At 35.7% G+C, this 25,041-nt stretch carries 19 protein-coding genes and 1 pseudogene; 8 read left to right on the forward strand and 12 right to left on the reverse strand.

The window, feature by feature from the left end:
* Window positions 1-3,021, reverse strand: coding sequence for a tetratricopeptide repeat protein (locus tag K350_RS0106840; protein ID WP_028979267.1), 3,021 nt, complete (start codon window positions 3,019-3,021; stop codon window positions 1-3).
* A gap of 510 nt (window positions 3,022-3,531) precedes the next feature.
* Between K350_RS0106840 and K350_RS0106850 the strand changes: the two genes are divergently transcribed.
* From K350_RS0106850 to nagB, 3 genes and pseudogenes are all read left to right on the forward strand, one after another.
* The gene (locus K350_RS0106850; RefSeq protein ID WP_028979269.1) at window positions 3,532-4,893 is read left to right on the forward strand and encodes a sugar MFS transporter; all 1,362 of its coding nucleotides are present in this window, start codon (window positions 3,532-3,534) and stop codon (window positions 4,891-4,893) included.
* A 51-nt stretch (window positions 4,894-4,944) separates the two neighbouring features.
* Window positions 4,945-6,855 (forward strand): annotated as a pseudogene (gene acs, locus K350_RS27780) (acetate--CoA ligase).
* 159 nt (window positions 6,856-7,014) lie between these two features.
* Window positions 7,015-8,949, forward strand: a complete 1,935-nt coding sequence (gene nagB / locus K350_RS0106860; RefSeq protein WP_156026976.1) for a glucosamine-6-phosphate deaminase — start codon at window positions 7,015-7,017, stop codon at window positions 8,947-8,949.
* A gap of 32 nt (window positions 8,950-8,981) precedes the next feature.
* On the opposite strand, the gene K350_RS0106865 is transcribed toward nagB, so the two are convergent.
* The 3 genes from K350_RS0106865 to K350_RS0106875 all read right to left on the reverse strand — a co-directional run bounded on the left by K350_RS0106865 (window position 8,982) and on the right by K350_RS0106875 (window position 12,565).
* Window positions 8,982-11,102: a sensor histidine kinase gene (locus K350_RS0106865; protein ID WP_028979271.1), complete on the reverse strand. Its 2,121-nt coding sequence runs from the start codon at window positions 11,100-11,102 to the stop codon at window positions 8,982-8,984.
* 123 nt (window positions 11,103-11,225) lie between these two features.
* Window positions 11,226-11,750: an isopentenyl-diphosphate Delta-isomerase gene (gene idi / locus K350_RS0106870; protein ID WP_028979272.1), complete on the reverse strand. Its 525-nt coding sequence runs from the start codon at window positions 11,748-11,750 to the stop codon at window positions 11,226-11,228.
* An 11-nt stretch (window positions 11,751-11,761) separates the two neighbouring features.
* The gene (locus tag K350_RS0106875) at window positions 11,762-12,565 is read right to left on the reverse strand and encodes a phytoene/squalene synthase family protein (protein WP_162144138.1); all 804 of its coding nucleotides are present in this window, start codon (window positions 12,563-12,565) and stop codon (window positions 11,762-11,764) included.
* A gap of 279 nt (window positions 12,566-12,844) precedes the next feature.
* Between K350_RS0106875 and K350_RS0106880 the strand changes: the two genes are divergently transcribed.
* The 3 genes from K350_RS0106880 to K350_RS0106890 all read left to right on the forward strand — a co-directional run bounded on the left by K350_RS0106880 (window position 12,845) and on the right by K350_RS0106890 (window position 16,431).
* Entirely contained in the window at window positions 12,845-14,404 is a 1,560-nt protein-coding gene (locus K350_RS0106880; protein WP_051312938.1) for a tetratricopeptide repeat protein, read from the forward strand.
* Window positions 14,405-14,510: 106 nt separating this feature from the next.
* Window positions 14,511-15,491, forward strand: a complete 981-nt coding sequence (locus K350_RS0106885; protein WP_051312939.1) for a polysaccharide deacetylase family protein — start codon at window positions 14,511-14,513, stop codon at window positions 15,489-15,491.
* Window positions 15,492-15,696: 205 nt separating this feature from the next.
* Entirely contained in the window at window positions 15,697-16,431 is a 735-nt protein-coding gene (locus tag K350_RS0106890; RefSeq protein ID WP_162144139.1) for an FkbM family methyltransferase, read from the forward strand.
* Window positions 16,432-16,499: 68 nt separating this feature from the next.
* Here K350_RS0106890 and K350_RS0106895 read toward each other — a convergent pair whose 3' ends face one another.
* The 6 genes from K350_RS0106895 to K350_RS30900 all read right to left on the reverse strand — a co-directional run bounded on the left by K350_RS0106895 (window position 16,500) and on the right by K350_RS30900 (window position 21,826).
* A complete protein-coding gene (locus K350_RS0106895) occupies window positions 16,500-16,871 on the reverse strand; it encodes a hypothetical protein (RefSeq protein ID WP_028979277.1) in 372 nt (123 codons plus the stop codon).
* A gap of 134 nt (window positions 16,872-17,005) precedes the next feature.
* Entirely contained in the window at window positions 17,006-17,344 is a 339-nt protein-coding gene (locus tag K350_RS27785; RefSeq protein WP_051312940.1) for a four-helix bundle copper-binding protein, read from the reverse strand.
* Window positions 17,345-17,404: 60 nt separating this feature from the next.
* The gene (locus K350_RS27790; RefSeq protein WP_037574665.1) at window positions 17,405-18,832 is read right to left on the reverse strand and encodes a cation:proton antiporter domain-containing protein; all 1,428 of its coding nucleotides are present in this window, start codon (window positions 18,830-18,832) and stop codon (window positions 17,405-17,407) included.
* A gap of 140 nt (window positions 18,833-18,972) precedes the next feature.
* Complete coding sequence (locus K350_RS0106910; protein WP_162144140.1) at window positions 18,973-20,349, reverse strand: FAD/NAD(P)-binding protein; 1,377 nt, start codon at window positions 20,347-20,349, stop codon at window positions 18,973-18,975.
* Between the two features lie 187 nt (window positions 20,350-20,536).
* The gene (locus K350_RS0106915; RefSeq protein ID WP_028979279.1) at window positions 20,537-21,154 is read right to left on the reverse strand and encodes an outer membrane beta-barrel protein; all 618 of its coding nucleotides are present in this window, start codon (window positions 21,152-21,154) and stop codon (window positions 20,537-20,539) included.
* 33 nt (window positions 21,155-21,187) lie between these two features.
* Window positions 21,188-21,826 carry a DUF4136 domain-containing protein gene (locus tag K350_RS30900; protein WP_051312941.1) on the reverse strand — a complete coding sequence of 213 codons (639 nt, stop codon included), beginning with the start codon at window positions 21,824-21,826 and terminating at the stop codon, window positions 21,188-21,190.
* Window positions 21,827-21,997: 171 nt separating this feature from the next.
* Here K350_RS30900 and K350_RS0106925 point away from each other — a divergent pair, with 171 nt between their 5' ends.
* On the forward strand, window positions 21,998-22,588 hold the full coding sequence (locus K350_RS0106925) for a hypothetical protein (RefSeq protein WP_028979280.1): 591 nt from the start codon (window positions 21,998-22,000) through the stop codon (window positions 22,586-22,588).
* A gap of 74 nt (window positions 22,589-22,662) precedes the next feature.
* Entirely contained in the window at window positions 22,663-23,343 is a 681-nt protein-coding gene (locus K350_RS0106930; RefSeq protein WP_156026962.1) for a hypothetical protein, read from the forward strand.
* A 72-nt stretch (window positions 23,344-23,415) separates the two neighbouring features.
* Here the strand turns inward: K350_RS0106930 and K350_RS0106935 are convergent, their stop codons facing one another.
* Together K350_RS0106935 and K350_RS0106940 are read right to left on the reverse strand one after the other, a co-directional pair.
* The gene (locus tag K350_RS0106935; protein WP_028979282.1) at window positions 23,416-24,141 is read right to left on the reverse strand and encodes a proteasome-type protease; all 726 of its coding nucleotides are present in this window, start codon (window positions 24,139-24,141) and stop codon (window positions 23,416-23,418) included.
* Window positions 24,142-24,186: 45 nt separating this feature from the next.
* A complete protein-coding gene (locus K350_RS0106940) occupies window positions 24,187-25,041 on the reverse strand; it encodes a transglutaminase-like domain-containing protein (RefSeq protein ID WP_028979283.1) in 855 nt (284 codons plus the stop codon).

The following is a 25,041-nucleotide window of genomic DNA, read 5'->3' on the forward strand; positions in this document are numbered from 1 at the left end:
TTATTCAGCGTCTTGGTTTTTCTTAACCTCTTCCTGAAAAGTTTTTAGGAATTGTGAGAATTCTGTAGGACTCACATATAGTTTAAGGTCCTCAAGAATGCTTTCTCCGTAGGAAACCAGGTTTATTCTTACTGCTTGCAGGGCGTAGGCTTTAATAAGTTGAACACTGTATTTATTGATATCGATCCCTTTTAGAAGAATGTCATAAGCCTTTTCTCCCTGAGCATTCTTTTGAAAGAAAAGAGCTGCAGCAATGCGTACTCCTTCATTGAATGGATTTAGCTGCAATGCTTTGTTAAAATTTAACATTGCATTTTTTGTATTGTTCCTGGCTTCATCATACAAGGCAGAAAAGAAAGGCTTAAGCTTGGAATCATCCACATTCAGGTAAACTTTGGTGATCTGCTTGTTGAGTTCCTCATATTCACCTTTGTGTGCCAGGTATTTCAGATATGTCCTGTTTAAAAAGCTTTGAGCATCATTTTCTTCTTTCTCAATTACTCCCAGAGCGCCAAAGAAATAATCAGCCTCCTGAATTTTATTTTGAGAAAGATAAAACTCCATGAGATCTGCTGTGACTTCTATCTTTGCGTTTCCACGTGACATAGAGCTAAATAGCTCTTTTATTTGTTCAGTGGTTAAAGAGCCTTTTTTATAATGGATGAACTGAAGCTTCAACTCATCACTCCAGGTTTTAACTTCTCCAATCGCAGAGGTATTAATGATTTGAAGCAGATTCTCAGTAATTTTGTTTATGTTCTTGTCGGGAACAGAACTTAATTGCATCAGTATTATTTTGCTACCTTCAAAATCTCCAGTTTCCATAAGGGAAATGGCATAATAAAGAATATTGGAGCTTTTAAGTTCTGCCTTACTTTGTGAGAAGTAGTCGATAGCCACCCTATAAAGATCGTGTTGCATCATCCAAAGACCAAGAACAGAATTGTAAGTAGGAGCAAAAGAAGAATTTAATCTGATGTTGTCTAGTATTTCCTTCCCTTTCAAACCTTCATTATTGTAATAGTAATATAATGCGGTTAAATAAGTGAGTTGTTCCTTATATTCTTCATTTCCCTGCCATTTTACAAATGATTTGATGTGATCAAGAATCTCTTTGTTGCCATCTTTAAGATGGTTTAATGTTATATTGTTCAGGTAGGAGTAAGATTCGAGAGATAAAATACTGTCTTTGATAAAATCTTTTTTTAATCCCGACTGATATTTTTTGCCATTGAAATTGAGGATAGAAAGTTTATTTGTCTGATACGCAATCGCATCTTCAAAAAGCCCTTGACTGCTGATGGAGTCTGCTTCTGTTGTAAGTCCTTTTCTGGTAAGGAAATTCAAAATGTTGCCAGCAGCCACAGACTTATTTTCTTTAAGATTTTTCTCACTTTGCGTCAAATGAAAATAGGTGGAGTCTGACATGCTTTTGTTCATATATAGCACACCAAGATTGTTTTGAATCATGCCATTATCTGGGAACTTCTGTAAACCTTCCTGAAGTGTAAAAAGCGCAGGGAAGAACATGTTTTCCTGAAAATATATTCTGCTGAGATTTACGTAAGCCTCTGCCATCGGTCTTTTCACACTGGCAGAAGCAAAATAGTCCACAGCTTCTCTTCTGTTGTTTTCTTTTTCAGCAATCACTCCCAGTGAGTAGTTACTGCGATGATTCTGAAAGTCATTAATGACACCCTCTCTATAATAATGTTTGGCTAGAAGAATATTTTGTTCGTGAAGATAAACATCACCTATTCCATTATTATACCCAGACAGGCACAAGTAGAAAGCAAATCTGTTTGAATATAAAAAGAGCGCTAACACCACGACAAATCCAATACCTCTTACCATAAAGAATGGCAGCCTTTTAGGCTGGTAAACGACATCATAGACCTTAACATTTCTTGGAAAAAGGTCATAGAAATTATAGATAATATATAGAAAATATGTGGCGCCTATACCGAGATGCGAATATATAATGGCATATTCGATAGACTCCTTAAGTGGATCATTTGCGGAAATGAGTGCATAACCGCAGACAGAAAGGGAGACAATTGCCAACCCTACATAAAAGTACGCTCCGAAAGGGCGAAACGGGATAATATCATAGAAAAGAGGAGCTCTTTTTTTGTACCCCCAAAGTCCGACAATAGCGGAGATCAGAAATATCCAGAATGCATTTAAGATCAGGCTGTCCCATTGAATAATCAACATCTTCTTGAGCAGCAGTAGTAACAGGTTGCCCAGATATAAAGAAGTTATGATGATGAAATTTAAAATAGAATTTTTGCCTGCCATGTTTTTGGAACCGGCAGTTAGAAATACAAAACTGTTAATAATTTCAAAGGAGATCAGAAATAGAAATAGCATTGTAAGGGCTATTGGAACAGCTATTCCGAAATTGGCCATATAATAAAATGGCGTACTTACTTCACTGAATTTTCCTATAATAATGCCAAGAATAAGAGTGATAATTGTAAATACACTCAGTCTTATAGAAAATGCAGTATCTTTTTTAAATGCCTGAAAATAATAACTGGGGATAAGGTAAATCACGAGCATGCCAGCCAGAAATTGATTCCCATATATTTTAAAAACTCCAATTAAATCTGTCTTAAGAGTTGATAAAAATAAGGTGAAGACAAGCATTGCAGCTCCATACCAGATAAGGTCCAGATATGTAAAGGTCGTTAATAGTAATATTATCGCCGCCACGGAAAGAGCAAAGTAAATGTAGGATGTCAAGGGATAGAGATGAAGACTACTTCCCTTGAAAGTCTGGGATAGGAGATAGCTATCAGACTCAACAGTGTATTTAAAAAGGTGTTTAACGAACGTGTCAACTGGAGTATTTAATGTTTCAGCATTAGAATCAACTTCCCATTGGATGACCAGTTTGTTCTCTAGATACCATCCGGCAAAGAAGTATATCAAAGCCAGAACAGACAGGCCAATTGCTGAAATAAAAACTATCTTTTGACTTTTTTTCCAGGAGTTCCAGAAATAAATACTATTCATCTTACCTCACATTATAATTAATTGGCAAACTTAAATCTTTAATCGGGTAAATAAAAATTGCCCCCATTGGAGAATGGTAAATAGTTGTAAGTGGTTAAAGCTGAAAGTTTAAAGTTGAGTTTTAAACATAAGAAATCTCTTCAAGCCCGGGAGGTAGGTATTCTTGCAAATGCATTTAGATGATGTTTTGTTGGGTAAATAGGATTTGCCGGATAAATGTTTTAAACTTATTGGTAGGTTTTATGTAGTTTATCCAATCATCAGTACTAGATTTTTTAGGAGTATTAAAATCCTTCTCCTTCAGGAGAAGAATTTAGGATGAATCTTTTTTAGGACTTTCAGAAAAAACAAAGGTTTGAAAATCTTGATGGTCTGAAAAAATATTGTTTTTTTGGAAAATAATTGAGGGAGGAAGTTGAGTAATTATAATATTGTGAAATAACCCACAGCATTTGTGACTGAACTTGATCTTAATTTTATAAGTAACTTTTAAAATATTAAATCTAAAATATGGCCACATTCGGCAAAGATTCCAGACCCGCTCAGATTTCGGGAAATGAAAATACCAATTACGGCGTACCATTGGCGCTTATGGTATCACTGTTTTTTATGATTGGTTTCATCACCGTAATGAACGATGTTCTGATTCCGAGTTTAAAAGGGTTGTTTAACCTTAAAACCTGGCAGGCAATGCTTATCCAGTTTTGTTTTTTCGGAGCATATTTTATCATGTCAGTACCATCGGGATATCTTATACAAAAGATAGGATATAAAAAAGGGTTGGCTATTTCTCTTTCAGTTATGGGTAGTGGTTTGTTGTTGTTTGTGCCAGCAAGTATCATTATTTCATATCCTTTTTTCTTGTTAGCTCTATTTATTGTAGCCGTAGGTTTGACCATTTTACAGGTCGCAATTAATCCATACATCGTTGCTCTTGGGCCTGAGGAAACAGGTGCATCCAGGTTAAATCTTGGAGGAGCTCTCAATTCTACAGCTACATTTATTGGTCCCATCATTGGAAGTGCGTTTATTCTGAATCCAGACCTTAATAATACAGTTGAAAAGGCAGCTGCGGTGAGAGGTCCATACATTGCCCTTGCTCTCTTGACCTTTGGAATAGGTGTAATTCTGTATTTTTTGAATCTTCCCAAAATAAAGTCTGAGGTGGAGAAAGGAGATATGCTGGAGGGAAGCATTTTTGATTTCAATCACTTGTTTGCGGGAGCAGGAGCTATATTTTTCTATGTGGGAGCTGAGGTGTCCATTGGAAGTATTCTGATCCTGTATATTGTAGAAGATAATTTAATAAAAGCATCCCCAACCATTTTTGCTAAATTCAATGAAGAAACTCTTGCTTCTTCTCTTTTAGCCTATTATTGGGGCAGTGCCATGGTTGGAAGGCTAATTGGAAGTTTTATTGGCCAAAAAGTAAGAGCAGAAATCATGTTACGTGTTGTAGCTTTTTTAGCAGTTCTGTTTGTAGGGGCAAGTATGACTGGTTTATTGGATTCCTACTTTGTGGGGATCAGACTAATGGTACTTGATTTTGATCAGGGGTTGCCGAAGATTGAGATTCCGGCTTCCATCTTGTTGCTTGTTCTTGTCGGGCTGCTTAACTCTGTAATGTGGCCGTGTATTTTCCCTCTTTCACTAAATGGCCTTGGGAAATTTACAAGTAAAGGTTCTGGTTTACTCGTTACAATGGTAGTAGGGGGAGCTTTAATTCCTTTGATACAAGCAGGGATAGCCGAAAAAACTGGATATACTTCAAGTTTCTGGGTAGTTCTTTTATGTTATATCTATATCTTATATTTCTCAGTAAGAGGCTATAAAAGCAAAAGGACGCTCACATCTAATGATGACTTAAAATAATTTTCTTGAATTAATACCTAGTAAAAACAAACCTAAATTTTTATTCAGTTTATGGCATATAAAATCAACAATCTGCAAGAATACCAGGCAGAGTATGCTGCAAGTGTTAAGGATCCGGAAGCATTCTGGGCAAAGCAGGCAGACAGGTTTCAATGGAAGAAAAAATGAGATAGGGTGCTGGACTGGAATTTCTCTGAGCCTGATGTAAAATGGTTTTCAGGAGGGCAACTTAATATCTCTGAAAACTGTCTTGACAGACATTTAAAGGAAAACGGTGATAAAGTGGCCTTTTATTGGGAACCTAATGAGTCTTCGGAAGCCAGACGTACAATTACCTATAACCAATTGCATACTGAAGTTTGTAAGTTCTCGAATGTGCTGAAGTCATTAGGTGCAAAAAAAGGAGAGAGAATTTGCATATACATGCCAATGATCCCTGAAGTGGTCGTGGCAGTGCTTGCATGTGCCCGTATTGGTGCTATCCATTCAGTAGTATTTGCTGGTTTTAGTGCAACCTCTCTATCTGACAGAATAAACGATGCAAAAGCTGATTTAGTCATAACATCAGACGGTTCATTCCGAGGCAATAAAACCATAGCAATCAAAGACATTGTAGATGAAGCTCTGAAGAATAGCCCTGGAGTAAAGAATGTAATAGTTTACAAGCGTACTGGACAGCCTGTAAAAATGAAATCTCCAAGAGACCTCTGGTGGAATGAGTTAATGGAGAAAGCTAGCCCTCTGAATGAGGCCGTAGCTGTGGAAAGCGAAGATCCATTATTTATCTTATACACATCAGGTTCTACAGGTAAGCCGAAAGGTGTTGTTCATACAACGGCAGGCTACATGATATTTTCTGAATACTCTTTCAGTAATGTATTTCAATGCGAAAAAGATAGTATTTATTGGAGTACAGCAGATATTGGCTGGATTACAGGACATAGCTATATTGTTTACGGACCTCTCCTGGCCGGGGTAACAAGCGTACTATTTGAAGGCATTCCTACATATCCCTCTCCTGGAAGGTTCTGGGAAGTGGTAGATAAATATAAGGTAACGCATTTTTATACAGCTCCGACGGCTATAAGATCATTAATGGCTTGTGGTCTGGAGCACGTTACTCCTCACAATCTTGGAAGCTTAAAAGTGCTTGGTTCCGTAGGTGAACCAATAAACGAAGAAGCATGGCACTGGTATGATGATCATGTGGGAAAAAACAATTGCCCTATTGTCGATACCTGGTGGCAGACAGAAACAGGCGGAATTCTTATTTCTCCTTTAGCCGGAATTACTAAAACAAAGCCATCTTATGCAACCCTTCCATTACCGGGTATACAGCCTGTAATTGTTGATAGTGAAGGTAAGGAGCTTGAGGGTAATGACGTTGAGGGAAATCTTTGTATTAAATTTCCATGGCCTTCAATTATAAGAACAACCTATGGAGACCATGAACGTTGCCGACAGACGTACTTTTCAACCTATAAAAATCTTTACTTCACTGGCGACGGATGCCGCCGAGACGAAGATGGTTATTATAGAATACTAGGTCGTGTGGATGATGTGATAAATGTTTCTGGTCACAGAATGGGAACTGCAGAGGTGGAAAATGCAATCAATGAAGATGAAGCAGTTATTGAATCTGCTGTAGTTGGATATCCTCATGACATTAAAGGACAGGGCATTTATGCTTTTGTGATTTGTGAGGATGTTGATAAAGATCATGAGAAAATCAGACAAAGTATTCTTGCAACAGTAACCAGAATTATAGGCCCTATTGCTAAACCTGATAAAATTCAGATAGTAAGTGGATTACCGAAGACCAGATCTGGAAAGATAATGAGAAGGATTCTGAGAAAAATTTCTGAAGGTGATGTTTCAAACTTAGGAGATATATCCACTTTGCTAGATCCGGGAGTAGTAGAAGAAATTAAAAAGGGAGCTTTAGTGCCATTAAAAAGCTAAGGGGAAACTCCCTGCAAATGTATTCGTAAAGAGCAAACTAAAATTAAAGAATACGGTTCAAATAGAATAAGGAAAAACAGGTATTGATATATGAGAGAGGCTTCAGTAAAAGGATCTACAATAAGTTCGGAAAATGGTATCCTGAACAGTAATGATAAAATGGCTGTCTTAATACCTGATTCAGAACTGTCTAAACGATTTGAAAAGGTTCCAACGGAAATTTTTTCAAATGCAGGAATTGCATCAAAAGTTGTAGCTATAGAAATAGCACAGATTATAAGAAGCAAGCAGATGTTGAATAAGCCATGCATACTTGGGTTGGCGACCGGTTCTACACCCAAGGGGGTCTACAAGGAGCTTATTCGTATGCATAAGGAAGAGGGGTTAAGTTTTAAAAATGTGATTACATTTAATCTTGATGAATATTATCCAATGCAGCCTGATTCTTTGTATAGCTATGTGAGGTTTATGAAAGAGCAACTGTTCAACCATGTAGATATACTTCCTGAAAATTACCATATTCCTGATGGTACTCTTAGCAAAGAACGGATAGCCTCATTTTGCCGGGACTATGAAAGCAGAATAGAAATGCATGGAGGTATTGATTTCCAGTTATTGGGAATTGGGGGAAATGGTCACATTGGATTTAATGAACCTGGTTCAACTTCCAACAGCAAAACGAGATTGGTAGCTTTAGATCACAGCACACGAGCTGCAGCTTCTCAGGAGTTCAATGGATTGCATAATGTCCCAAGGACCGCTATTACTCTTGGCGTATCTGCTATACTTCATGCAAAAAGAGTAGTTCTCATGGCGCTTGGAGAACATAAAAGCAGAATTGTTAAAGCATCTATAGAAGGTCCGGTTTCTGAGCACGTGCCAGCTTCTTATCTCCAAAATCACCCTAATGCAACTTTTATTCTGGACGAAGCCTCTGCGGCGGAACTTACTCGTGTTAAGACTCCATGGCTTGTTGATACATTTACCTGGGATAAAAAGCTTATTAAAAAAGCTGTAACAGGTCTTGCTGTATCTTTGAAAAAGCCTGTGTTAAAGCTGACAGACAAAGATTACAATGATAACGGAATGGGAGAGCTTGTAGCTCAACATGGTCCTGCTTATGATATTAATCTTGAAGTATTTAATCAGTTGCAGAATACAATTACTGGTTGGCCTGGAGGTAAACCAAATGCAGATGACAGTAAGAGACCGGAGAGGGCATTACCTGCAGTTAAAAGGGTATTGATTTTTAGTCCGCACCCCGATGATGATATTATCTCTATGGGGGGAACGTTTATGAGGCTTCAGGACCAAGGACACGATGTCCATGTGGCATATCAGACTTCCGGAAATATAGCTGTTTCAGATGAAGAGGCGCTGAGATATGCTGATTTTGTTACTGGCTTTGATCAGAAGTTTGGTTTGAACAACTCTGAGATAGATGCTATTTATCAAAATGCAAGAGAGTTCTTGAAGAATAAAAAACAAAGCGAAAAAGATATTGACGAAGTGCGCCAGATAAAGGGGTTGATAAGGGTTTCTGAAGCCAAAGCAACTTGCCGGTTTGTTGGTATTCCAGATAATAACGTGCATTTTATGAATCTTCCTTTTTATGAAACAGGAATGGTTCAGAAGAAACCTTTGGGCGAAGAGGACATACAGCTAACGGTAGATTTGATCAAGCAAATCAAGCCCCATCAGATATATGCAGCTGGAGATCTAGCAGATCCGCATGGCACACACAAAGTCTGTCTCGATGCTGTATTTGAAGCTCTAAAAAGATTAAAAAATGACCCTGAAAATCAGGAATGGATTAAAGATTGTTGGTTGTGGCTATACAGAGGAGCATGGCAGGAGTGGGATGTACATCAGATAGAAATGGCAGTTCCAATGAGCCCTGATCAGGTATTGAGAAAGAGATACGGAATATTCAAACATCAGTCGCAGAAAGATGGTGTAGTATTTCAAGGATCTGATTCAAGAGAGTTCTGGCAGAGGGCAGAAGAAAGAAATAAAGCAACAGCAGATCTGTATAACAAATTAGGCTTACCTGAATATGAAGCTATTGAGGCTTTTGTAAGGTATTTATATTAAAATCTTTTTGAATAAAGAAGTCATTCATAATTTTAATTTTTCTGATGAATGACTTCTTCATATTCAGCAGATTTATATACATTTTTTTGACTAGGTATCACAACAGAAAAGCAGGATCCTTTTCCCGGTTCACTTAATAATGTAATCTTTCCATTAAGCTTCTCCAAAGCTATCTTCACAATATAAAGTCCTAATCCTGTTCCATTTGAGTTCTCATTTGCTTTGCAAAACATTTCAAAGATCTTGGTATGATACTCATTGGCTATTCCTAATCCATTATCTGTAAATACCAGTCTGGCTTCCTCATTATCGCAGTTTATTTCTATTTTCAGAAAACTTTCTGGTTTGTCGCAATCTCTGTATTTAATTGGGTTTTCAATAAGATTTTGAATGATAGATTTAATTAAATTTTTATCCGAATAAAATTTCACTGTTTCATTTATCTGTATATCAAATGTCATAAATGGAAATTCCGGAAAATTTTTAAAACTTGATAGCGCATCTGCCACCATTAGTCTAAAGTCTATCGCTTCATAGGAAAGATTTGTTTTCTTTACTTTTGTGATTGAAAGAAGATCATATAAAAGCTTGTCAAGTTTCTCTGAACTCTTAAGTATGTGCTGCATGTACGGCTCTGCGGAAGGATCCTGTATGTCTTTTATTCCTATTTTTGTCAAAGCAATAATTGACTTTAAAGGTCCTTTAATGTCATGAGAAGCTTTGAATACAAAGGTATCAAGCTCGATATTTTTTTCCTGAAGTTCTCTGGTCCTCTCTGCAACCTGTGCTTCCAGTTCTTTAGTGATTTTTTCATTCAATGCTTCATTCTTTTTGTATTCAAGAATGAGCTGATCTTTCAAGACCTGGTTTTCTTTCAGCTCTTGAATCATTGATTTTTGTGCGCGTTCCTTTTCTCTTTTAATTGTGCGGAACCTGTCTGCAAGAGCAAAAGAAAGCAACACGACTTCAAACGTGATGCCATAATTGAAGCTATAGGTCGTGAGTATATTGGGTTTTACAATAGATAGAACTTGAAGTATTTTGATAATGATACTCACACAAATGAATGTATAAGCAATAATAAATATTCTTGCAGGATAATAGCCTCTTATAGCCATGTAGAGCGTGCAACAAAGCACAACTAGGAATGGAATTGCATAAAATATGTAGGAAGGGAAATTGAATTTTATGTAAATGAAGTTCAAGGAAAAGAAAAGAAAATAAATAGCAACTGTTCCGAAAACCACAAGCCTAATCGCTGGAAATCTCCTTTTTAATCCCATAAAGGAATCAAAATAGAATACAGAACTGCAAAGAAATAATGAAGGGGCTATATACTTATACAAGTAAGGTATGACTTCAGGATAGTTCTTCCAGATAAATTGAAATCCAAAGCCATCTTCTGTGAGAGATAGGAGTATAGCGGTGAATACGTAGATCACATAATACAAATAAACCTTCTCTTTAGTGCTGGTATAAATCAATGCATTGTATAAAGTTATTATAAGTAAAATTCCATAATAAATACCTAGATACAGATATTCATGGGTAGAATAATATGAAAAATGCTGTTGGCTCCTGATTTTAAACTGAAAAGGCACATGATGCTGAGACTTTAGCCTTAATAAGAGTTTGTAGTTATGGTTTGGTTTTAATGGAAGATCAAAAATGATATTTTTGGTTGGATAGTCTCTTTCATAAAATGAATACTTTTCGCCTGTTTTTCTGAATTCTGTTAGCTTCCCATCTTCAAAAAGATAGAGATCAACTTCTTCGGTATGTATTGCCAGGAGTTCCAATATCCATTTGTTTTTCTGATAGGCTTTAAAATGGATATCTGTGTTAATCCAGTATGCAGATGTAGGATTATAATTATACAGTTTTTGATTTTTGGTAGTTGTTAGAAGAGAAGATTTGGCTTGGTCTGTAAAGTCTTCATAGGTAAAGCGATCTGAAGGATCTTCTGTAATTGAAAAATATCTTTCGGATATTGAATAATCGAACCTGTTATCTGTAATAACAACTGGATTTTTAGAGCTTGCATATAAATTGCTGGTAAAGCAAATTACAGCTAATAGCCCTGAAAGTAATTTTCGGGTTGCTGATAATGCTGTTTTTTTAAAATATTCAAGTAAAAATTGTCTCTCCCACATAAAAGTGTTGTACTGGATAGATAGATTGATTGTGGTTCTCTATATATAGAAGAACTAATCATAACACTTATCAGGAAGAAATGTTTAAAAAATAATGAGGATTTAATTTGGGGTGTGGTGTAATTACCTATTTTCTTTTACATACTGTTCAATTTTAGGAAAGCAAATCAAAAACCATTTAGTATATCTCTCCGGATGCTCAATAATGTCCAGTTTCAGATCTTCAAGTTTTATAAATTTCCAATCTTCAACTTCTTCAGAATTTATATTGGGATGGCCATCATATAAACCTGTAAAAACATGGTCAAATTCATATTCTGTGAGCCCGTTGTCGAGTTCTGCTTTGTATATGAATGAAAAGATTTTACGAAGGCTGGTGGTAAATCCCATTTCTTCAAAAAGCCTTTTCTCCGCTTCCTCAGAAATAAGGGTTCCAGGAGCAGGATGACTACAGCATGTGTTGGTCCACAAACCTCCGGAGTGATATTTCGAAGTCGCCCTTTTTTGTAAAAGGAGTTCATTGGTTGAGTTAAAAATAAAAATGGAGAAAGCTCTGTGCAACTCACCTTTTTGGTGGGCTTCCATTTTTTCCATTAATCCTTTTTCAGAATCATTTTTATCTACCAATATAACAAAGCTGTTTGTCAAGCGGATATAGTTTAAAGTAAGTTCAACCTCTGTTTTATTAGAGAATCAAGGGCCAATATAATTTTTCTGTTATATGAAATCCCAATTTTGTTCATTAATATTTTTTCAAGGGAAAGTTTTCTAATCTTTTTTAATAAAGTATTGTAATATGCGAATACAATATAAATTGCTCTTCGACTGCCTTGAGGAAGTTTCTTTATGTTGCATTTTACTGCTTTAAGGTCAGCTTCTATTGATAGTTCCATAGCTAATTTCACTTCTTCTGAAAGCCCTTCAGAATGGATTCCGATCGCTGACCCTGTGTTATATTGATGCTTTGATGAATTTTTCAACTTATTGAGCTTTAAGATTGCAGAAGAAAACTTTTTAGCTGGTGTTTCAAGTGTTTCATATAATTGGTGATTGCCATCACATAAAACTTTTAAAACCATTAAACCCAGAGCTTCCGAGGGGCCTGCAGCATATAGTTCGAAATTTTTTAAATCGGCAGGTAGGTGATAGATATTTAATTCAATACCTTTTAAAAACTTGCTTACCAGAGCTGTATCAATTCGGAATTTGTTTATTACAAATTGAAAACTATTGAGAATAGGATTCAAGCTGAACCTCTTTTCAATAGCTTTATAAGTTTCATTACTATAGTCTAAAAGTAATTCTTTTTTGTCTCTGTTTTCAAGGCTGTTCGCTATTTCTTCTGCTAAGGTAGCGAATGCATAGATGCTATATATGTTCTCCCTGAATTGCGGCCTTAATGCGTGGATCCCAATAGAAAAGCCAGATCTATAAGTCTTAGAAAGATCTTTGCTGCAATTCAATGAGACTTGATTAAATAGATTACTCATCGTCAAAGTCTTTATTTATGCCTGTTTTGGATTATAATCAAATAGATTTAAAAATGGATATCAATTATTCTATATGAGAGATAAGAAGGCAAACCGTAAGGAGGAAAAATTGTTCTGTGTTCTTTATTAAGGCTTCTCTCACATAAGTATTATAGGAGTATTTTGAATATTATTTGTTTTAAGTACCAGAATTTCTTCTTAATTTTCAAACTGTTAAATACTTTTTCTTATTGCTTAATTAAGTACAAATTTATGACTAAATTATCCATAATCGCAGCGATTGCTAGTTTAAGCTCCTTTTGTGCATTGGCTCAAGTACCATCATATGAAGGAAAAATTTATAATATGCAAGGTAAAAGTGCAGCTGCTTGGGACTTCAAAAACGATAAACAGAAGTTTTTATCGGACAGCGATTCTGAAAAAGATCTTGTAAATCTTACTGATAGTATTGACCTGCCTGCTTTTAAACTAAACTTTACAAGTAAAAATCAAACCTCTTTTGTAGCAGCAGAGATAGCTAGCCCTGCTTCCGTTTCTTTTGCCGAAATACAAAAGATTTATTCAGCTGGAAAAGCAACGGCTTTAGTTAAAGAGATTAAGAGCCATAGTTATTATGTAGCAAGGCTAAGAGGAGGTGAAGAATATATGGTACTTCGTTTTGATAATATATCTGATGATAATAAATCTTTGGCTACAGGTGGTGATAATCTTGATTATATCAGTTTTACATATTGGAAAGGCTATTTAAGTTCCCAGCAACTCAGTGATTTAAAAAAGGAAGCTTTGGAAGAGCTGAAAAAGGGTAATTATATGTTAGCCCTGCAAAAAGCGGAATCTTTGGCAAAGAATGATAAAGAGAACTATGAAGCCTTTTATGTATCTGCTATAGCAAAGTCTGAATTAGGTGATATAGAGGGTGCAATAGAGGATTTTAATAATTGTATTCGTCTTAAACCAGACTATACAGAAGCGTATATCAAAAAAGGTATAGCGGAAAGCAAAAGTGGAATGAGGTCTGAAGCGATTGAAGATTTTACTGCTGCTTTAAAGCAGGACTCTTCCCGAGTGGAAGCGCTTATCCACAGAGGTCATGAATATTATCTTTATAGCAGATATTCTGATGCTATCGCTGATTTCTCCAAAGTGATATCCAAAGATCCTCAGAATTTCCAGGCATATTATCAAAGAGGTTTAGCGAGAAACGAATATGGAAAATACGAAGAGGCCATAACTGATTTTACTAAGACAGTGGAGTTGTATCCTAAGTACAACTATGCATTTTTTTATCGAGGGTTTGCAAAGAGTGCTTTGTACCGATTTGCTGAAGCATCTGCAGATTATGATAAAGTAATAGAGTTGGATCCTAATGATAAAGTAAGCTATTTTAACAGAGGTAATTGTAAAAGGGAATTGAAGGATTTTACTGCTGCTATTGCTGATTATAATAAAGCTATTGAACTTGATCCTAAGTTTAATGATGCTTATTTTGAAAAAGCTCATTCAAAATTTTTATCCGGCGATGTAAAATCAGCTGTTTCAGAGTATAACAATATCATAGAAAAGTTTCCAAATAACAGTCAGGCTTATTTCAACAGGGGATTGTTTCATCTTCAGTTAAAGAAAGATCAGGAAGCTTTATCGGATTTTACAAAAGCAATAGAGTTAAATCCAAAAGATGGTGAAGCGTTCCATAACAGGGCTGTTGCCAAAGAGCAACTAGGAGATGATAGTGCATGCGTCGATGCTAAAAAAGCCGTAGAGCTTGGAGATAAAGAAGCGGCAGATTTGGTTAAGTCTATATGTGGTAAATAATAATAAGTTATAAGTTATAAGAAAAAGAGGCGGTATATCCGCCTCTTTTTGTTTCAGCATATATAAACATCATTTTGCTTGAAATGTATATATATAAATTTAAGATATGCTGATTAAAATCTTTATTTCTCTACTGCTTGTTTCAGTATGTTTATGCTCTGTAAGCTTTAAAAATAGTTGGCCGGAAGAATATCAGGTATACTTTGCAGTCTATAAACCTGATTGGAAATCAGAGAAGAAACTCATTCTGCGGAAATTTCTACTGGAGGGAAAAGGATATTTTTTAATAGTCGATCCCAATACATTGAATACGGGCATAATCTTAGCTCCAGAGGGATCTACTCAAAAGCTCTCCTGGGAATCAGTGAATCGGGAATTTAAAGATTCACCTTATATCAGATTAATCAATCGTTCAATTAAAAACAGCAGTAATCTTCAGGATGCAGGTATCACACACGTAATGCCTGACCAGAAAGGTATTGATCTTACCATTGATCTCTGTCCTTCTCACTTGCCTCTTGATAAAAGAATATTTACTTCAATAATATCAGAATTTGAGAAATTTGATCATCCTGTTCCCCTTGCTATTTCTGTCTCTGGTTTATGGATGGAGAAACACCATGAAGATCTCGAATGGCTCAAGAGGCTGGTAAGGGAGAAGAAGATGACAGTGGAATGGATCAACCACAGCTTTCATCATAGGGTAAGTTTAAGAGAACCACTTAAGGAAAATTTCCTATTGGAGAAGAGTACAAACATAAGTGAAGAAATACTCGATACAGAAAGGGAAATGATTGAAGAAGGACTGGTACCTTCCTGTATGTTTAGGTTTCCTGGTCTTGTTTCCGATAAATCCCTATATGAAAAAGTAACAACATTTGGGCTTTTACCTATTGGCACAGACGCATGGCTTGCTAAGGGACAGAAAGCCTATGATGGAAGTATTGTATTGATTCATGGAAATGGAAATGAGCCTGTAGGTGTAAAGGATTTTTTAAATCTTATAAAAAACGAAGGCCCCAAGGTGAAGGAAGGAGATTGGTTGCTCTTTGATCTAAGGCAAAGTTTGACCAATGAAATCCGGTGATAACATTAAAGTAATGTGGATTGTTAGTCAAAATATTTAATTTAATCTGATTTTAATTTATTCATTACCAGGCCTCTGTGGAGTTATTTTTCAATCTTTTCAAAACTCAGTAAGAAATGCGGAGCTTCATCCTATATCCTAATTAACAAATGGTATTTTAATATTCTTATTATTAATGATGAGAGTTTTAATGAAAGGAGGGTTGATGAAAAGGGTTATTAAAGCTTATCTTCAAAAACTACTGGGATTCAGATATTATCTACACCTGTTTTCCTTATATAAAATCTATTCGCTAAGGGTAGATAAAGCGGAGAAAGATTTTCTTCACTTTGTCAAGCTTATCCCTAAGGATGGAATTATACTGGATATAGGTGCTAATATCGGACTCATGACAGTAACACTTGCTAAAAAATTTCCAGAATCTACTGTTTATTCATTTGAGCCGATACCATATAATCTGGGAACATTGAATCAGAATATCGAGTTGTTTAAACTTGATAATGTTGAAGTGTTTCCAATGGCTTTGGGAAATGAAGATAGTGAAATCGACATGGTAATGCCGGTTGTAAATTCTGTAAAGATGCAGGGATTATGTCACGTAATCCATGATGCTATTCCGAAAAGCAGTGAAGGGGAAACCTTTTCAGTGCCGCTTAGAAAGCTGGATAGTATCAAACATCTCAAACATGCTTCTCAAGACATTGTGGCTATTAAGCTGGATGTAGAGCATTTTGAATGGGCAGTTCTTGAAGGAGCTCGCGAGATATTAGACAAATACAAGCCCGTCATCTATTGTGAGTTGGGCGAAAACGAAAATAGAACCAAAAGTATGGAAGTATTATGCGGACTCGGATACAAGGCAAAAATTGTTGAAGGTAATGACCTGGTTGATTTTGACCAGGAGATACATAAAGCTACAAACTTTATCTTTGTGCATTAGCATATGAAATAGTTTGCTGCAAAAAGGGCAGGGCTTTTAAAGCCTTGCCCTTTTTTGTCTTCAGAGATTTATTTTTTTAAGATCTTCTGCTTCACTTCCCTTACTTTTTGTAATACACCTTTTTCTTCCAGGTAAGTCATTGTATTACGGTAGTATACAGGTCCATGGGTTTGTAATTTTTCCTTAAGTATTTTTTCAAATATTTCGAATACGATAAAACCTATTAATATCGATGCAACCCATTCAAGCTCGGAAAAAGCGGATTTGCTGATGATTGTTTTTTTTGCTCTCAATCCCCAAAGGTTTTTAAAGCTTTTGGTTTCAAAGAAATGAGAGACTAATGTACTCGCCCAGGTTCCGACTACAAAACCAAGTAGCCTTCCTGAAAGAATTCCATATAAGTAGTTTAGCAGTACGTCTTTGGAAAAGTATTTTTTCATAGGTATTTAATTCAGAGTCAAGTCGGTCTATTCTGAAACGACAGAATCTAACACTTGTTTCACCTAAATAAAATTGGTTTTTTTGAAAATGGGAAATCTTCTTAGGGGAATTTGAAAATAAAAAGTATACTATTTTATATTGAGTGCTGATGCGCATAGCTTTCACAAGCTATCTGGCAATCATGGCAGATATGAGCGCAACTCTTGCAAAGTGAAATCTCAGGATGTCTTTCACACTCAGCAGCACAAAGCCTGCAGATATCAATACATACATCCAATTGTTTGTCGAGAACTAATGATCCTCTTACTGATAATTCTCCAGTCAGATTTGTAATACCAGCACAGTCAAGAGTCAGTTTGGCGCAGATAGAATACTTTTCAAAGTTGTTTTCTACCAAACATGCTGCTGCACATTTTTTACATACTACAGAACATGCTGAAAGTATCTCAATAAGTTCATCCTGACTAACCATATTTTAACTCTTTTGGTTATCAGTACAACTGGCTTGATGCTGCTATTGTTATTTTATAATTTAGCCAATAGAATTAACAGTCTTTTCATTCTCTACAAGCTCATGGTCAGGAATGTTTTTCGTTATAAAATTCAGGAAGGGACCTGTCATAAATGTGGTAACGAGTGCCATAATCACCATGATGGTGAATATCTCCGTGCTGAGCACTCCCAAATCATAGCCAATATTAAGGACCACTAGTTCCATAAGGCCTCTGGTATTCATTAAAACACCTATAGATAAAGATCTTTTCCAGGAAAGCCCGGTAATCCTTGCAGCTAGTGCGCTACCCACAAGTTTTCCGAGAACTGCCAGGACTATAATGCCCAGGCAAACGATCCATAATTGGGGATTATTCAAAAGATTCACATGTGTTCTCAATCCAGTGAATACAAAGAATAGAGGGAGTAACAAAACAAGGGCTACATCTTCAATTTTTTCGGAAATAATTTTCTTCAGATTAAGCTCTTCAGGCATAATTACTCCGGCTATGAATGCTCCGAATAGGGCGTGGATCCCAATGATTTCGCAGATATAAGAAGATAATAGGAGTACGAGAAAAATAATTCCTGTTAATGACTTACTAATATCTCCATTTTGTGCTTTCACAGTAAAAAGCTTCTTAAGTCCTGGTTTTATAACATACAGCATGAATAAAAGATATGCAATAGCAAGAACTATCGTGAGCAATGCAGAAAGAATAGTAGTTGCTTTTACAATTGCTATTACCGCAGCCAATACGCACCAGGCAGTAACATCATCTGCTGCTGCACATGTAAGGGAAACCATCCCTATAGGATGTTTGCTCAGTCCTTTTTCATGAACTATCCTTGCCAATACAGGAAAGGCTGTGATACTCATCGCAATTCCCATAAATAGCGCGAAGGCCACGAAAGGAATTGTAGGTGGAGCAAAAGTGCTGTAAAGAAAGAATGAACTTACAACTCCGAGAAAAAAAGGAAATATAATACTTGCATGGCTTATGATTACTGCCTGATGAGCCTGATTCTTAATCGTAGCCCCGTCAATCTCCATTCCAACAATAAACATAAACAGAATAAGCCCGATCTGACTTAAAAACTGAATGTTGCCTAAAGAAGCTGCAGGAAAAATGAATGAAGACGCTTCTGGAAAGTATAAACCTAAAAGAGAGGGACCTAATACTATCCCGGCGATTATTTCTCCCACTACTGAAGGTTGTCCGGCTTTTTGGAACAGATAGCCCAGTATTCTTGCAACTACCAGGATAATAGTTATTTGTAGTATTAATGTACTGAGAGGATTATGCACATTACTGTTCAGACCAGAGAATATAGAGTCATTTTGGGTTGATGCCAATTGTGGCAATATTCTTTGTGCCTCCAGGTGTTTACCGTTATTAAGCAAAAACCAAATTAACAAAGAAAAGCCGCCGGTAAAGAGGGTATAGAAAATCAGATTTTTTTTCATAAAAGATTGTTAAATCAAGACAGCTGAAAATGTATTTCCATGATGATTTCCAGCTTAATTGGCTGCTGTCTGATTACGCAAATTTACAAAAAATATTATTTTTGAATGGCTTTTAGATTTTAAAATACCACTGTGAAAAGTCAATACGTTTTTTGTTCAACAGGAAGGTCTGAGAATAATAAAATATCTGCCAGAACTTCGGCTTGTAATCGTAATTCCGGTACTGCGGTTGATTCAAACAATACTCCTGTAAGGGGAGAGCCAAGAGCATAAATGATATTTTCATTGTAATGATTTTTTACTTTGCCGTCAGCAGAAGCATCCACGCCCAAATTGAGAGGACCTGGGTGAATTAATCCTTTTTGAAACATGCTTTGAATCAAGGGATCTTGTAATTTCAGATAGTTTAATTGGGGTCCTGTACAATTGATTACTCTATGTACACTAATTGTTGTTGGTTGTTCATGCTTATTTTTTCTGATTGTTATATTTAATTTTCTGCCATTTTTTTCAAGCGTTTCTATTGTACCTGAATGAATTTCAAGCATATTATTCTTTAGTAATTCATTAATGGTTATTTGATATTCTTGCGGTATCCTATGTCTGGAAATACTCCATAACCTGTTTAATTTTTTTAAGAAAAGCGCCTTGTCTTTAGCGGAAAAACTCATCCAGATTTTCTGGTTAAATGGTCTTAAACTTTCGATAATATCTCTCCAGTCTCCTCCTTGCTGTTTGTGGCTCCGCAAATGTTTTTTTACTATGGAGAAAACTTCAGTTAATGAGCTTGCCTTTTGGATTTCATTGTAAAAGGGAGGATAGAAATTCACAGGTTTATGCACCGCTGGTAAAAAGCCATGTCTGCTATAAGTATATATTTTTCCTTTGTGAGAATTGTAGAATAATGTTGTGCATAAATCTATCATTGTTAAGCCGCTTCCAAGAATAAGTATGTCTTCTTCTTTATGTATTTTATCAATGATCGTTTTATGGTCCCAGGGATTTGTAAAATATATCCCATCATTAATGTACTTTTCAAAAGGATCATTGTCTGATTGAGGAGGAAAGTTTCCAGGGGCAAGGACTACTTTATCGCTGATAATTTTTTTTCCACTTTCAAGCAGTAGAATTGCTTTATCATTATCCAATGTGAGGTCAATAGCCTCTTCGGTATGGATGTCAATAGCATCAAGGTTCTCGTTTAATTCACGGTAAAGGAGACTGGAAAGGTAATTCCCATAAAGCTTTCTGGGGACATAGTCCTCATGGTTATATGGATATTTATTTTCTTTCAGCCAGTTAATAAAATTGTCTTCATCAGATTGGAAAGCACTCATTTTGCCAGCATTTACATTCAGCAAATGAAAGTTGAATTCGGTTGAGTATGCTGCTCCTCTACACAGTTTTTCAGACTTTTCAATAAGATGTATTTTTATTTGAGAATGTCTTTTTTTAAATAAGTGCAATGTGAGCATGCATCCGCAGAATCCACCGCCAACAATACTGATAGTCTTCATAGCCATTAACCTGTAAAAAGAACTGCCAGCAAAAGGGATATGTTTAATCCTTACAGTTATGGTTTGTGTATGAAGTAGTAAGGGGACTTTTCTTTATAAAAAAAATGCTGAACTCGTAAAAAAATCTTAAGTAAATAATAGAAATGAAGGAGGTCTTCATTTCTATTATTTACTTACAAAGGTGTAATTATTTTTCAATAGAAAAAGATAGTCCGAAATTAAGTTCGAAGTAGTTCAGACTGCTGAATTCCTGATAGGAATATGCAGCATAGTTATATCTTCCGGAAACAATAAGGCCCAAACCGTTTTTTAACTTTATTAGAGTACCGATCTCAGGACGTAAGCCAAAGCAGGTTTTGGTATGTTTTGATTCTAAAGTCGAATAAAACTTCTGATAATTACTTACATATGCACCCACTCCGATACCTGCGTATGGCTTGAATGCTGATATTGAGTTAAGATAATAGAAGCCTGTTGCCAGCACAGGTACTGTATTAAAGTATCTTGTCTGAACAGCGGAAATATTCCCACTACCTGTAGAATAAACTTCTCTGTCAAAATATTTTCTGAAATCATTATATCCGAGATTCAAACCAACAGATATATTTTTATTGATAAAATATCTGCCTTCTATGGAAAAACCATCAAATAATTTTTTGTCTATATAGGACTTTAAATCGCCTGTAGCAAAGCCTAATCCATAGTTGTAGGAGAATAAGGTTTTTATATTATCCTGAGCATTGCAAGTGCTTTGAACTGATAAAAGTATTATGGCTATTAAGACCGGTAAAATATATTTTCTCATTTTGAGTATTATGTCTGTTTGTGTTTATTGAATTTATTGTCCTGCAAATAGATAAGGTGACTGGTTGAATAGACTATTGATACCATCTTTTGTCCTTTGCTCAGTCCCGGGAAATGGACTTGTCAAGGCGCCAACAACAATTCCATTCCATACAATATTTAGAGAGTCGGTTGATGTTTTTACATTGACCATATCTATTGATAAACTTCCACTAACTACTGCTGGATTATTGAAGTCTGAAGGTACTGAGAACGGTTTTGGGAAAAGAATTGTATCCGGATTTGCAAGTCCGGCGTAAGTCCCCCTATTGATGTAAGAAAAGTCATTTCCACCTGTGTAAAACAGCAAGCGAGAAACAATTACTATAAGATCAGGATTTGCATTTTTATCTACTCTTATAAATCCTCTTTGTGCAAGATTCGTATTTATAAGAGAAATAAAAGCAGTGTCTGAGATATTTGGGATTGCAGTTTCAGTAAGGAGATTTACAGGAGAAACTGAATTTCTGATAGAATAAGTTTTTACTGTATTGAAATCAAAGTTTTTGTCATGATTGGTTACATAAACATCCTGTTCCTCAAATGAAAGGTCATTAGAAGGGTCAACCTTCTGGCAGGAAAAAGCTATTGCTAAGAAAAGAATGCCTGTCAGAAACAAATTTATTTTAGACATTGATAAGTGGATTTATTTGAAAATTTAATTTCACAAAAATGATAAAATAAGTTTAAAATGACAAAGGAATGATAAGGCAAGAGGGATAAGTGATTAGTTAGGGAAGTAATATTTCTTGAAGAATACCAACTCTGGAAACAATTATAGCTGATTTTAATTAATTCCTTGATAATGAAGTTGAAGGTCTATTTTTGGCTGATTGGGGTAACCTTATTTTCCTGCCGGGGAAATCAGGAACAATATTTTACTTTCTCTGAAATACCTGAAAGTCTGGAACAGGTGTTACATTATAATGATGTGACGTTTGATGTTTCAGTAAAAGGGACAAGCAGTTTGAAAAAGTTAACTATCATCATAAAATCACCAGAGCTTAATGATACTTTGATAAGGATAGTCAACGGAAAAGTTTATGGAGTAAAAACTGGTGACCTCAACAATAATAATCTTCCCGAAATTTATGTTTTTGTAATAGGCAGAGGCAATAATGCCAAAGGGAGTTTTATTGGCTTTGAATTTGGCAGTGACGAGGTCGTTCAGCTTGCCTTTCCTGAACCGAACCCAAAGATTATGGAAGGATATATCGGGCAAGATTCTCTTTTTATTCAGGGAAAACACCTGGTCAGGCAATTTCCAGTCTATAATGATTCTGATTTAAGTTTAACCCCCACTGCAAATACCCGAGTAATAGAATATTCGCTCGATGACTCTCATCCCTATAAAGATATTCGCCTTCTGAATCTGGAAAATAGTTATGTGAAATAGGGGTAAAAAATAATTTAATCTTTTTGGTTTCGTTAGCTTTTACCAACCAGCCAATGGAATAATTTGATTGAATTATGAAGAGTACCTTACTAGCTATTTTAGTCTTAATCAGCCTGAACGTTATGGGGCAGGATAGCATTTGTGTAAATGCTGATCCAGCAGATTCTCTGGTAGTTTACACACCTGAGTTTAAATTCAAAAGGGGGATTTACCTTACTTATGAAGATTTTAAGAATAATTCACCCTTGCCGCTTTCTGCTGTTAAAACTGATCTGGATTCGAATTCCGTTCATTTTTTTAAAGACTTATTAAGCCATAAAAAAATTTACATCTATGATAACGGTCAGTTGAGGCTGCTGAAAAATACAGAATACTGGGGGTATTCAGATGGGAGAAGGGTTTATTGCAACTCATACGGTCGTTTTTCAAGACTTGATATTATAGGCAGTATATGCTTTTTTGTAAAGATTTCTCCTATGCTGGATTTGAATGATGCTTTTTATTCTCATGCATACACCAACATTACGAGAAAAAACATGATGGATCCGGGAAGAAAAACTCAGGCTGATAAATACATTATGAATTTTGAAAATGGAGAGGTGTTTTTGCTTAATAAAAAACAGCTTGTAAGTCTGCTTTCAAAAGATGCCGAGCTATTAAATGATTATAATAAATATAAAGGAAAGAAGGATGTTAAGACTTTTATGTTTATCATGAAATACAATCAAAAGCATCCTATATCGTTTCTAAAATAGTATCGTTTAGTTTAATTTTCCTTATAGCCCTTTTCCTTATTGGAAAAGGGTTTAAAAGGAAAATGATAATTTTTAAAATTTACTCAAAGCAGCACTTACCCAGTCTTCCGGAAGATTTTTCAAAGCCGCTCTCAACTCTTCTTCCCATTTTGCTGAAATGTAGTAAAGGTCATCTTTTTCATATCGATGCTCTACCATATTAAAGGTATCAGGCTTATACAATACTACATCCAGAGGAAAATCAACATCGTTGGCACTTACTCTTGTTGAATCGAAGGATAGGAAACCAGCTTTTAAAGCTTCATTAAAATCTGTTTCATAAGTTAGAATTCTGTTGAGAATAGGTTTCCCATAACCTGAGTTACCTATTATCACGAAAGGGGTGCTGGTAGAGATTTCTATCCAGTTACCCTCAGGGTAAAGTAAAAATAGCTTATGCTCTTCATCGTCTTCAAGCTGCCCTCCAACTATGGTAAACAAGTTTATAAACAGTCCGGATCTTTCAAGTGAGCTCCTGTCTTCGTCGGCTACCCTCCTTAATTGAGAACCAAAAGCATTAACAACTTTATATAATTTGTCGAAGTTTTTGCCTTCGTTTTCTTCTATTACTTCTTTAAAGTAGGTAAGGGCTTTATCTCTCACTGATCTCAGACCGCTTGTCATAATGAACACAGCGTGTCTTTCTTTTTGATAAACATATACTTTTTTTGCAGTAGTAGTTTCTGATCCTGAAGTTATTCTTGTGTCTGATAATGCAACAAGTCCTGATTTTAATTTAATTCCTAAACAATAGGTCATATAATGTAATAAACAAAATTTTATAATTTATTCTAAATTCTAATATTATTGCTGTTGCTGGCTTACCTGTACAATATGGTATGTTTTATTTTCTCCAATAGAAAGCAGCACTCCTTTAATCGGGCTGCAATCATTATAATCTCTTCCATGGGCTACTTTTATATAATGAATATTTACACGGCAGTTATTGGTAGGGTCAAATCCTGTCCAGCCCATACCGGGGATATAAACTTCTGCCCAAGCATGCATCCCTGCTGAACCAGTATAGGATGATCCTTGGTCAAGATACCCTGATATATAGCGACAGGCAAGTCCGTTGCTTCTGGCCATTGCGAGGAACAAATGTGTATAATCCTGACAAACTCCTTTCTTTAACAGTATAACATCTGCAGCTGTGGTGTTTACATCGGTTACTTCCTTTTCGTAGGACAAAAGATTATGTATATGAGTGTTTAATTCCAGGGAATAATCAAGCAGGTCTGAACTCCTTCTATAAATTAGTACTTCATTCTGATTTTCTTTGGGGATAATTGTGAGAGGGGAAGTGTGGAGATAAAGAAAATTTTCTATGTAAAAGTTTGTAGAGTTTATTTCAGCCCACTGTTCATGAGCTGAAGGTCTAACGTTATCAATATTATTAAGTTCTTCTTTTCTGACCTTTGCAGAATATTCCAATTTAAAATTTTTGAAATATCCTGCAGGTCTTATTCTTATCTGATTAAATCCTAAACTGTTTTTAGTACTGAAAATATCTTGTCCTGTAGAAACTTTTATCTGGAATTCAATCAATGACTGATACTCGCATTCGCAAGGCGAGATCATGAACTCGAAAAAAGCTTCCTTAACAGGATATTCATATTCGCTGATGGACTGATATACAATGTCAAAATACGTAGACAT

The sequence above is a fragment of the Sporocytophaga myxococcoides DSM 11118 genome, from assembly GCF_000426725.1.
GTDB classification, from domain to species: domain Bacteria; phylum Bacteroidota; class Bacteroidia; order Cytophagales; family Cytophagaceae; genus Sporocytophaga; species Sporocytophaga myxococcoides.